General features: G+C 41.7%; 6 protein-coding genes. 4 read left to right on the top strand and 2 right to left on the bottom strand.

Features of this window, described 5'->3' with window-relative positions; all coding sequences use genetic code 11:
- Positions 1–349: 349 nt before the first annotated feature.
- Positions 350–3217, top strand: a complete 2868-nt coding sequence (locus ISALK_RS10320) for a cell wall-binding repeat-containing protein (protein ID WP_160721976.1) — start codon at positions 350–352, stop codon at positions 3215–3217.
- A gap of 189 nt (positions 3218–3406) precedes the next feature.
- Here ISALK_RS10320 and ISALK_RS10315 read toward each other — a convergent pair whose 3' ends face one another.
- Positions 3407–4684 (bottom strand): ISL3 family transposase, encoded by a 1278-nt coding sequence (locus ISALK_RS10315; protein ID WP_160721974.1) that lies wholly within the window; start codon positions 4682–4684, stop codon positions 3407–3409.
- A 325-nt stretch (positions 4685–5009) separates the two neighbouring features.
- On the opposite strand from ISALK_RS10315, the gene ISALK_RS10310 reads away from it, so the two are divergent.
- Positions 5010–6095, top strand: a complete 1086-nt coding sequence (locus ISALK_RS10310; RefSeq protein WP_160721972.1) for a Wzz/FepE/Etk N-terminal domain-containing protein — start codon at positions 5010–5012, stop codon at positions 6093–6095.
- A 72-nt stretch (positions 6096–6167) separates the two neighbouring features.
- Here ISALK_RS10310 and ISALK_RS10305 read toward each other — a convergent pair whose 3' ends face one another.
- Positions 6168–7970 carry an O-antigen ligase family protein gene (locus ISALK_RS10305; protein ID WP_160721970.1) on the bottom strand — a complete coding sequence of 601 codons (1803 nt, stop codon included), beginning with the start codon at positions 7968–7970 and terminating at the stop codon, positions 6168–6170.
- 388 nt (positions 7971–8358) lie between these two features.
- Between ISALK_RS10305 and ISALK_RS10300 the strand changes: the two genes are divergently transcribed.
- The gene (locus tag ISALK_RS10300; RefSeq protein WP_160721968.1) at positions 8359–10155 is read left to right on the top strand and encodes a cell wall-binding repeat-containing protein; all 1797 of its coding nucleotides are present in this window, start codon (positions 8359–8361) and stop codon (positions 10153–10155) included.
- Between the two features lie 175 nt (positions 10156–10330).
- Positions 10331–12244 (top strand): cell wall-binding repeat-containing protein, encoded by a 1914-nt coding sequence (locus tag ISALK_RS10295; RefSeq protein WP_160721966.1) that lies wholly within the window; start codon positions 10331–10333, stop codon positions 12242–12244.
- Positions 12245–12324: the final 80 nt, after the last annotated feature.

Raw genomic sequence — 12324 nt, 5'->3', positions numbered from 1 at the left:
TTTTTTCCGGGGACGGGGACCTTAATAAAATAAGAAAAAAATGTCGAATAAAAATCGACAAAAAATGGAACCCTTAAGGATTTGTTAAATATTCTTAATTTTAATGAAATCCCCTTAATTTCACGAAAAATTAGGGATTATCCTATTGACAGAAGGCGAAAAATTCTATAGTATATGTATAAGTCATGATTTCTGAAGATCATGAAATAAGCTACGTCGGTTTGCGCATGAGTTTTATGGTCCACTTTAAAACTCAATACATATTGCAGTTTTAAAGGTTTTTAGGGTAGGACGGAAAAGAGATGGCAAATTGACGGGCAAAAAAAATATCAGGAGGAGGAATTACACAGTGAAAAGAAAACTAGCACTACTATTATCAATCATGATGGTATTCGCTGCGGTAATGGGTGGATTTGCTGCACCAGTATTTGCAGACGCTCACGATGCAGATGAATACCGAATCGCCGGCGACACTCGGTACTTAACCGCGTATGAAATCGCTAAGCAAAACGATCCAGACCCAGAAACGGTGATTATCGTACAAGGGGACGGACCTGCCGACGCTCCAAATGTAGTAGATGGACTTACTGCAAGTGGATTAGCAGGAGCGGAGGACGCTCAGATCTTACTGGTACAAGAAGATCGAATCCCTAATGGAACAAACGACGCACTTAAAAGCTTAGACCCTGAAAACATAATCATCGTTGGTGGAGAAGCAGCAGTAAGCGGAAACGTTGAAGCTGAACTTGAAGAAAACTACAACGTAGACCGACGAGTTGAAGGGGAACGACGAGAATCTACTGCAGCAGAAGTTGCAATGGATATGGGAGAAGCAAAAGACAACACAGCAATCATCGTAGATGGATTTGCAGAAGTTGACTCTTTAGTTGCTGGACCCTTAGCCCTTCAAGGACATCCAATCCTTATGGTAAACAATGGACAAAACAGAATTCCACAAGAAACGAAAGACGCGATCGAAGAATTAGGAATTGAAAACCTAATCATCATTGGTGGAGAAGATGTAGTATCTGCAGATCTTGAAACCGAGTTGGATGAAATGGAAGATGTTTCTGTTGCTAATCGACTAGCTGGAGAAAATCGAGTGGAAACTTCCATCGAAGTTGCTGAATTTGCAGCTTTTGACGATTTTGATTCAGTATCGCTAGTTAACGGATGGAGCTATGTAGACGCAGTAGCCGCTTCTACTTTAGGCGAGCCGGTTGTTTATTTAGACTTACGTCAAGATAGAGACTGGTTATCAGATCAAAATGAAGATGCTTTAGCTTTACTACAAACCAAAACTGGTTTCCAAGCTATTGGTGGACCGGTAGCTATTCCAGAGTCAATTGTTGAAGCTGCTATGGCAAACATCATTCAAGACTTAGCAGTATTAGATGTAACTGCACTTACACCCAGAACTCTTGAAATGGAATTCAACAAAGACGTTGAAGACTTAGAAAGAGCGGACGTAGTTGTAAGAAACGAAGCAGGTACGCGAGTATTTGCAAGCGGAGTAGACGCGGAAGACAACGTAGCTGAAGTATCCTTCTTTAATGCATTAGAAGATGAAGAAGAATATTCAATCGTTGTGAACTTAGATGATGAAACTGCAGAGTATACCTTTGAGTATCTTCAAGGTGATGTAGTTGCAATCGAAGTTGACGGAACTGACTTTACTGCAGCAGCAGATCAAGAATTCAAAGTAGACTATGAAGTGTTAACTTCTACCTATGTTGACGTTGCAACAATTGTAGATGTTGATGTGGAAGCGAATATTACAGGTGTTGACGCTGAAGATGGTGAAGTAACTATTCCAGCACAAGATGACGGTAAAGTAGTATTCTTCACACTTTCTTACGAAGACGAAGATGAGAACGAGTTCGAAAGTGAAAGAGTAAGAGTAGTATTCTCAGAAACAGATATCGACGAGTTCGGTACATTTACAATTCTAGATGCTCCTTACACTGATGACGGTAACGAAGATATCGATTGGGAAGACCTAATTGATGAAGAAGAACTAAAGCAAGATATTACTATGGGACAAACCGGATACTACCTAGTACCACAGTTAATTGACCAATATGGTAATGACACATTCACTACTACAAGTGCTTTAGAGTTCTCTTCTGCTGATCCAAGTGTGTTAATCGTTGATGAGGAATCAGGACGATTAACTCCTCGAAGCGAAGGTGAAGTAGATGTAATGGTTGAAGCTGGAGATGTTTCAACTGTATACAGCATGGAAGTATTAGAAGCTGCTGAGTTAACGGAGATTGTGTTCTTAGACTCTGATGACGAAGCTATTTCTGAATTAGATCTTTCAGTGTTAGATACTGATGGAACTTCTGTACCGGTCAAACTGCTTGATCAATATGGAGAAGAATATAGTACAGATCTTGACGATTTAGAAGTTGAAACTGATGACGAAGACGAAGATGTCATTACAGACCTAGTTGTAAATACAACTAAAGGAGCTATTGATTTCAAAGTACAAGGAGATGCAGGAACTGCAGTAATAACTGTTGAGCAAGATGATGTAGAAGCAGAACTTACTGTAAATGTAATTCAACACGGTGCACAAGAAGATTATGAACTTCGAGGTGTAACTGATTTAGATTTAGAAACTGGAGATGATTACACTAATAAATTCACAGCAGAATTATATCCAGTAGATGCTGACGGCTTAAGAACTGGTGATGCAGAAGAAGATGTTGAATGGACCGTTTTAGATGAAGATGGTGATTTAGTTGAAAATAATGAACAAAACACAACTACTACAGGACAGGCATTAAACATTTCTACAACTACTGATGCAGCTATTGAATTAGAAGCAGCTGGTGAATACACAGTTGCTGCAGAGCTAGATGGAGGATTAACCTTTACCGAAAGCTTCGAAGTAACCGACTCTCGACCTGAGTATGAAGTAGAGCAACTTGATGCTACAATTACAACAACTACAGGTACAGCATTATTTGGTGAACTTAAAGACGCTGTAGAAATTACCAAGGGTGACGATGATAAAACTGATGATATTAAATCCTTCACCGTAGTATCTACGAATACTTCTGTAGTAAATGATGAGGATCCTATTGACAGTGGTTTTAATGCAGAAGTAGAAGGACAAGCTACACTTTATATTGACAAGATTACAATGGATGATGAAACAGAAATCGCTGTTGACTTTGTAATTGAAGTAACCATCGAAGATCAAGACTAATCATTCTTAAAGATTCTTATTAAACAATCTTAAAAAGAATAAGCTAGAAAAAGACCCCGAACAAGGGAGACCTTGTTTGGGGATCTTTTTTGGTTCTTTGTCAAGTAGTGTTGGTAAACTATTTTTATGATGATGGATGATAAAACAGAATAAATATAATACTGCAGCATAGGGAGTTAAATAGTCTCCTTATGCTGTTTTTAAATTGGCTAAGTTTTGTGTAATCATGATGCGATTCTTAAGATGGAAAAAACATCGATAACCAAAAGCGATTCGTTTAATGACCTTGATCTTGTTGTTGAGCCCTTCAAGGATTCCATTGGTATAAGAGTATTCCAAAGTGTTTTGCACATAATCAGCGTACTTTTCAAGCGTTTTAATAGACGTTTTCATATAGCTGGAAACCGTTGATTTATACTTCTGGCATATCAATTGTAGCTGATGAAAATCTTGATTTTTCATCGCGATGCGGACCCCGTGGTAAAGTTCGTAGGAGGCTTTAAGTTCAGGGCTAAGATCTAGTAAAGCGTCGACAATGTCCATGGGGCGCATAGGTTTCTTAAAAGAGCGACAGTATCGGAAGGTCTGATCAGTTAATTTAGCGGGATCCATTAACAGCAACTTCCAGTATTTCTTGAACTTGTTGTAATCTTTTTTTGAGGCATTCATAACTTGAACTCGAGTTTGGTTGAAGGATCGATTAAAAAGCTGTACGATATGGAACTTATCGATAACAATTTTTGCCCTGGGAAAAAGCTTTTTAATGAGCGAAATATACGGGCTATACATATCGATAACAATGGTTTCAACGTTGTTTCGAGCCGACTTTTTATACTTTAGGAAGTAATTGATTAGCGCCGGCAAACGTCGATCTTCTAAAATATCTACAATTTTTCCGTTATCTCCATCACAAAAGATAAAAGACATGGCTCCTGCAGCGGATTTAACCGACTTGAATTCATCGAAACACAAATGTTTCGGTAGATGATGATAACTTGGCTTATGGTGTTTATAAAAACTATTAACCAAGCGATTTACCGTAGAGTGCGAGACATTATGTTCTTTGGCAATGTCCTTTTCAGATACTTTGTCTTTCGCTTTAAGTGCAATGGATAACTTGATATTTCTCGAAATATGGCAATGCTTATCGACAACACGGGTCGTAAGGGTAAAAGTTGATTCGCAGTGCTTACAAGAATACCGCTGTTTTTTCAGCCGGAGATAACTAGGTAATCCGGATATATGTACCAGTTTGATCGTAGAGACCTTAAACCCATGTTTAGTGATCTGTTCATCGAATAAGGTTCCACACTGATAACAAGCATGGGGCTGGTAAGTAAGAGTCCCTTGGAAAATCTTGTTTTGAACCCCATCGATAACTTCTTCACTGTAAAAGTCATCGAAAAACTTAATATTAGGGTCTTTTAAATCTAATAAATCTGTTATAAAATCGTATTGATGAGACATGATATCACTCCTTTAAGATATGGTTTGGCGATTATATTTTATCAGGATTTTATCATTGTCTCATCATTTTTTTGTAAAAAAATATGGTATTGGTTTTTTATCCACCAACACCATATATTATAGACCCTCTTTTTTTTGTTAGCCAACAATAAAGCACAATAACTATAATAACATCCGGTTAACAAAGCCTTCAGTATTTCTATGAATATATATCTTTTTATCGATATTTACTTCCAAAGCCTTGCAAAAAAAGGAAAATTCCTTTATGATAAATATGCTGACCATTTATACGGATCAAGTTTAAAATATAATGAAGGAGGATTTTATGGAGCAAGAACAGCAGAATAACAAATACCAGGAAGAAGAGATCAGTTTACGGGAACTGATAGAGACCCTGGTAAGAGAAAAGTACATAGTGATTGCCACAACTCTGGTGGTAGTTATAGCAGCGGCGTTCTATACTTTAGTAGTATTATCAGATTCCTATGAAAGCACATCCACAATCACCGTGAACCTACAAGAGGAGGTCAGTACTCCCTACGGAAGTTATAGGATACCCATGGATACCATGGATGAATACAAACTGGTGCTAAACCATCCCTATACAATGGAGAAAACCCTTCGCGACTATGATGGGGAGTTGACCCGGTCAAGTTTGGATGGAAGAATGAGTACCAGCAATATTCAGGATACGGGGTCTTTTAACCTTACATTCTCCGGTAGCTCTCCTGGGGAAGCCTATGAACTAAACCGTATTCACTTAGCAAATTACTTAACCCAAGTCGAGATGATGTTAAGAAGAATGGCGATTGAACATTTTTATAATGAATATAATACAAAAAGTATGAACCTGGAAAAAGAGTTGGAAACTTTGGTGGAAGACAAAGAGAATTTGGAAGGGTTAATAGAAGGGACTTCCATCGCTCTAAATCTGGAAAATGCATTAATTAGTGAAGCAGAGTACTCTTTAATGGTATCTTCTCTTCAAGATTTGGATATTTCAGAGCTTGAAGGGGATAAAATAATAACCCAGGAACTCAACCCTCCATACTTAAGGTTGCAAGAAGAGCTGACAGAAAAGAAGATGGAAGCTTCTGCAACGGAGGTACAGCTTCATAATGTGCAACAGAGCTTAGATGAACTGGAAGAGGAGGTCGAAGCACTGACTAAGTACCAAGAAACGCTGAATACCGATCATTTTAGAGACAGCGTATCTAATTCTATGCGGAATCTTGTAACCGTGGTAAATCCACCGCAACTTGAAGAGAGCAAAGTTGGACCTAACAACACCCTAAACTTAGCGATTGGAGGGGTGCTGGGTTTAATGCTTGGCGTTTTTATAGCATTTTTTAAGCACTATTGGGAGAGCACAGGAAAGCAGGAAAATAAAGCTTCAAAAAGAAAAGAATAGCCTAGTTATGAAAAAAGCGTAACGCGACAAACTGAGTTGGTCGCGTTACGCTTTTTTATTACGGTATTGGATTTAAAGAGTGTCTTCCTTTTCTAAGGTTTTATTTACTGCAACACCCATCCCTAAAAGAATCCAGAAAATAGGGGCAACAGATACCGCACTGTCGTTGAAAATTCCGGCTAAAAGATAACCGATGGTAGCAATGAAGAGGATCAATCCCGTAGCTTCGATGAAGGATTCCTTTTTACGGTGAAGGTACAGGGCTGTAGATTCCCACAGATAGATACCGAATAAGATGATCATTGCTAGGGCCGATAGTACACCGGTTTCCACCGCTGACTGTAAGTACATATTATGGACTTTGTCAACAACAATTGTGGTCCGCGCATGATACTTTAGTTTCCCAATGTAATCCTCTTGTGGAAAGTTCAGTGGAAAGGTGTCGGGACCATGACCAATTAGTAAGGTTTCCGTTAACAGTGGAAAAGTTCTAGACCAAATATGTCCTCTTCCGGAAGCAAACTGTCCACTGTTTTCAAATCCAATGGAAGGGACATCTTCATAGGCAGGGGTTTCTCCGTGGGGTCCCAGGAGGTAAAAACCACTACTAAGGGCTAAGAAATGAAGATCACGACCACTTCCTATACTCTGTTCTACAACTAACCCTTCAGCGTATTGTTTCAATGCAAGGTCAAAGGAATCTAAGTCTTCATTATCAAACTCTACTTCCTGCGTTTCATTGTTTAAACTATAAGAAAGTTCTTCGCCGCTTTCATTATAAAAAGCCATGGGCTCCCCTTCAATATACTCTATCGTCATGCTTTCACCACTCATGGTTAGGGTTAACTCATTATCCTCCGCATCGATGCCTTCAAAACCCCAGTTTCGATAAGCACGACTTTCCCCAATGGAAAAGTCAAATATCCGGTCGAAGGTCAGCCCTTCTGTAACGGTGTTTACTCCCACAAATCCCATCAGTAATATAAGGAAAGCTGCAAGGGATTGTTTCCACTGAGCGATTAGCGTCTTTCTGTAAAACAGAAGTAGCACTAGAAAGGAAAAGGCCACACCCACAAAACCTGCTCGAGACTGAGAGCCAAGGAGTAAAAGAAGCTGTAGGACTATAAAGACAGCAGCCAGGGATTTTTGCCAAAGTTTTTTGAAGTAATAAATCCCCACTACGCCTAAAGGAAACATAAGGGCTACATAACTACCCACATAGTTTGGGTTGTATAGGGTTCCATAGATTCTTCTTGCACCAAAATTGATGGACACTTCATCGGCAATGTGGTGGTATTCCCGGGGAAGGATTAATCGTCTGAAAAAGTCAGTGGCAAATATGTCTCGGTTCAGAAATTGACTAAGTCCGACAAAGCTCATCACAGTAGCAGAAGCAACAAGGGTTCCAATCAAAAATTTCACTTGTTTTTCTGTATTAACCAGGTGCATAGCCCCCAAAAAGATCACTAAATAAGAAAGGGTTGCATAAATCCCTTCATAGCGATCATAAAAGCCGGAAGTGGCAATGGCAGGTGTACTGGTGAAAATAGTAGATAAAATAGCAGTCACTGCAAGTAGTCCTGTAAGTATGTAATACTTTTTGTATACCTTCCACTGAAAAGTTCCGGTAAATCCCAGGATTATCAAAGTAATACTTGCCATGGCAACCAAAAACTGTGATTTGTAATAATGGAAAAAATCAACATTGTTTACATCTGTCCAGTAGCTTTGTAGTTCAGGCTCTACAGGAATAACTCTCATATAGACAATAAGAGGTAAGATCCCAAGGATCGCAGCAAGGGGTAAAATGCCCAAGATCCCCTTATAGGTTTTATTCTTGTGTTTCTTCTTCTGAAATTTCTTTGATTTACTCAAGCTAACAACTCCCTCCTTTTACATATTATAATAGATGATAGATTAATTTACCAGCTTGAATACATCTTAAAATAAAAGCAAGATTTTTGTGCGCAGGTCAACTGGGTTATGAAAGTAGAAAAAGTGGAACAAAAACTTTAATACTTAACCACTTCTAATTGTAACAAAATTCCTGTGAAATGAAAGGATCTTTATTCAAAAATTAAAAGCATATATAGTAAATGACACAAAGGGGACGGAGGTTTTTGAGCCATAGAGCATCGAGGCAAAACCTCCGCTCTTTTTTTTGTAAAAAAAACTGGAGCTAAGTGAAAAAAATAACACCAGTACCTGGTATTTATAGTATAATTAAGAAGAATCAAAAAATTCCATAAAAGGAGCTGGGAATATGAAAAAAGTGGTATGGTTGGTACTGGTGGTCCTCTTGGTGTTTTCAGGGACGATTCAAGGCTTTGCGGAACAGGAGGAGGTGGTTCGCCTTGCGGGAGACAATCGCTATCAAACCGCAGTGGCAATCAGTGAAGAGGGATGGACGACCTCGGAGGTGGTGGTGCTTGCCCGGGGGGACGGATACGCCGATGCCTTAGCGGGGGTGCCTCTAGCCTATGCCTACGATGCACCAATTCTACTTACCCAAACCAATCGCTTGAACCCTGATACTCTAAAGGAGATGGAACGTTTACAGGCAAGCAAGGTAATCATCCTTGGGGGCGAAGGAGCTGTATCCACGGAGGTACAAGAACTACTAAAGAGTGAAGGGTTTATGACCGAGCGGATCAGTGGAAGTAATCGTTATACCACGGCAACGAAAATCGCTTATGAATTACAACAGTTCTTAGGTGTGGAAGGGTTCGATTCAGCGGTGATGGTTTACGGACAGAACTTTCCCGATGCCCTGGCAGTAGCCAGTCATGCCGCAAGACTGGAACAACCGATTTTTCTAACCAATGGTCGGGAGATTCATCCCGAAGTAGAAGTGGCCCTTGAAGAATTATCCGTTGAAGAGATGGCCATTATCGGAGGGGAGACCGTAATTTCCGATGATATTCTCAGGGAACTGGATGGAAATCGGGTAGCCGGTGTGAACCGTTATGAAACAGCCCTCGCCGTTGCGGAGCACTTTCAGGCAACGGGAGAACAGGTGTATATAGCAACAGGATTGAATTTTGCCGATGCGGTAACCGGCGGGGTATTAGCGGCGAAAAACCGTTCAAGTTTACTCTTGGTCAGTAACCGAGCCATGCCCGAAAGTGTTCGGAGCTATATTGATCATCACGGACTGAATATGGTGATATTAGGGGGCGAGAATGCGGTACCCGACTTCGTGTGGCAAGAGGATGAATACGGCACCATCCGCTGGGACGGTGGCCGGGATGATGTTTTCATGGGAACCTACACCGGTGATTTACGGGAAGGAATTCCCCACGGTTATGGAGAGTGGATTGGTGATGAGGAAGGCAGAAGCTATGTAGGTCAATGGAAGGAAGGGGTACGCCACGGCGAAGGCTTATATACGTGGCCAAATGGAGACTGCTATGATGGCGAATACTACTATGATACCTTCCATGGTTATGGGGAGTTGTCCTTGGCATCCGGGTATTTATATCAAGGATATTGGGAAGATGGTAAAGAACATGGGCAGGGGACGGCTTCCATGAACGGGTTTCTTACCTATGAAGGGATTTGGGATAAGGGAAACTGGAATCTTCCTGAGACCATCGGTGATAGACAGGATCCCAGTCCCCCAGGAGTTGTTTGGACACTGGACCGCTACGACTGGTGGCACGGAGAGAACAGGATAGAAATGCAAATGCTGGATCTGGTATCGGGACCGGAGGCCTGGGAGATTGTTCAGAGGGCAAACATGTATAATGAAGCGCCCCCTTCCGGGAAAGAATATGTTCTAGTGAAGTTTGGTGTGTACGTGGAAAGCACTGAGGACGGAGGTCCTTTGGAGATCAACTTCACCAACTTCGACGTGGTTTCTTCCGATGGCGTACTATATAACGACTGGCTATCCGTGGCGGGATTAGACCCAAGACTGGATACGGAAATATATCCGGGAGGATACCATGAGGGCTGGGTTCCTTTTATAGTAAGAGAGAACGACCATCCCGTGTTGGCCATGGACCGAGGGGAAGGTTCCGAGGTATGGTTTGATTTACGACCCCGACGGGTGGATTAAAATTTAAGGTAAAAAAAGGGTTTGGATCTTTGGGATCCAAACCCTTTTTTATGATTGACGGAGATGATAAAAAATAGTACGATAGCCTTATTCGTGATCCATGAATGATAAGACTTTTGAAAGGAGGCCGTTGAAATATAGCACATAAATCACTAACTATTAGGAGGTATTTCTCATGAAAAATTGTATTAAAGGGATAAGCGGCATTATCATCATAGTATTCGTACTTATGAATAATACATATGCTCAAGAAGAGAGCCCCCAGCGTATTACTGGAGAAAACCGCTACGAAACCGCGGCGAACATCGCTCAGGAGAACCATGAAAAGGGTATAGATGTGGTAATCCTTGCCCGTGGAGACTCCATAGAGGATGAGCCTCAAATAACCGATGCCTTAGGAGCCAGCTTATTGTCAGGAAGCTTGGAGGCACCGATTTTGTTGACGGAAAAGGATCGTCTTCCCGAGGCAACGAAAAAGGGACTGGACGCGCTGGAGCCCTCGAAGATTTATGTAATCGGAGGGGAAGCGGCGATAACAAAAGAGTCTTTGGAAAATATTGATATCGAAATGGAAAGAATAGCGGGAAAAAATCGCTATGAGACAGCGCTGGCCATTGCTAGGGAGGGGGATACCGGATCTGAAAAGGCCTTTTTGGTCAGTGGTGAGCGGGGAGCCGATGCTTTAGCGGTGGGATCCGTAGCTTATAAAAAAGGGTATCCCATATTGTTAACGGAGCATGACCAGCTTAGAAAGTCAACGAAGGAGGCTATTATAGAGCTTGGAATTGAAGAGGTGATCCTGATTGGCGGAGAACAGGTGATACATAGTAAGGTGAAAGAGGAGCTTCAAGAAATAAACGGGTTAACCCTTCGGCGGATTGCCGGAAAAAACCGAGCAGATACCAGCGTTGAAATAGCCAATGATTTTTGGGGGGAAGCGCCACCGATACTGGTAAATGGTGACACCTTGGTGGATGCGGTGGGGGCCGCAGCTTTTCAGCGGCCGATCATATTTGCAAGGCAGAATCACGTTAGCGAAAGGGTGCGAGGTCACATCAATCGCACTCCCGGATTAATGATCGCCGGGGGAACGGGTGCCATATCCTCCGGAGTAATTGAAGCGGTGTATGCTAAGCCCAATTATGAAAGAACAGAGGAAAAAGTGGGGTATGTGACCAACGACCAGGAGGGAAATGTACTGGGGGTACAAAAGGGAAATCATTTGGTTCAGATAAAGGAGCGGGGAAATAAGACTACGGAGATTTACTCCTTTGAAGATCGTATTAGAGGAATACATGTGATGAGAAACGGCAACTACATTGTGGCGACGGATAAGAACCACTGGGATCCCAGTCAACCCAGTAAAGTATATCTCTCAGAGGATGAGGGAGAATCTTTCCGGCTGATTAACGAGATAAGCACGGGCAGCGCTCTGTGGTGGTCCATCGATTCCGATTCCTTAGGTAATATTTATGTGGGTGAATACGGAAATCGGGATCCGGAAAATGGAAAACGGGTGTGGAAAACCGAGGACCGAGGTAAGAGTTGGGAGATTGCTTTTGAAGCCCCGGAAAAAGACGGCATTCATATTCATCTGGTTGCGGTGGATCCTTATACCGACGATGTGTGGGTTACTTACGGTGATGACTATGAAGGGATGTACCGATCCAAAGACCAGGGCGCAACCTGGGAATGGATACGGGAAGCCCAGTCCACGGCGGCGATCTTTACTGAGGATAGTATTTATTGGGGCGAGGATACCTACCGAGGAATCATTACCCGGTATAACAGAGAAGATGAAACCTTTGAAGAAGTTTTAAGGGCAAGGGATGAAGGGTTTTATGGAGGGCCGATCTATGACATGGCCCTTGGAGAAAACGGACTGATTTATGTGCCGATGCTAAAGTATACCTACCATAATCATAATCCCACGGTATGGGTGGGACGAGGGAATCAGTGGGATGTGTTAAAAGAGATGGATGTAAAAGAGGGACAAGGGGGCGGTTTTTACCACATCACTAACCCGGATAAGAATGGAGACATCTTTACCCGGGGGTATCGATTTAAAGACCTGGATTCCTGGGATTAGTGATCAGGAAAACCCTTGCTAACTTCATATAAATGGGAATAGAAAAAGCCCGGGGAAATAATCCCCCGGGCTATGCTTTT

This window comes from Isachenkonia alkalipeptolytica, assembly GCF_009910325.1.
Taxonomy (GTDB): Bacteria; Bacillota; Clostridia; order Peptostreptococcales; family T1SED10-28; genus Isachenkonia; species Isachenkonia alkalipeptolytica.
Note: the sequence above shows the minus strand (reverse complement) of the source record. Positions and strands in the feature narration are given on the sequence as shown.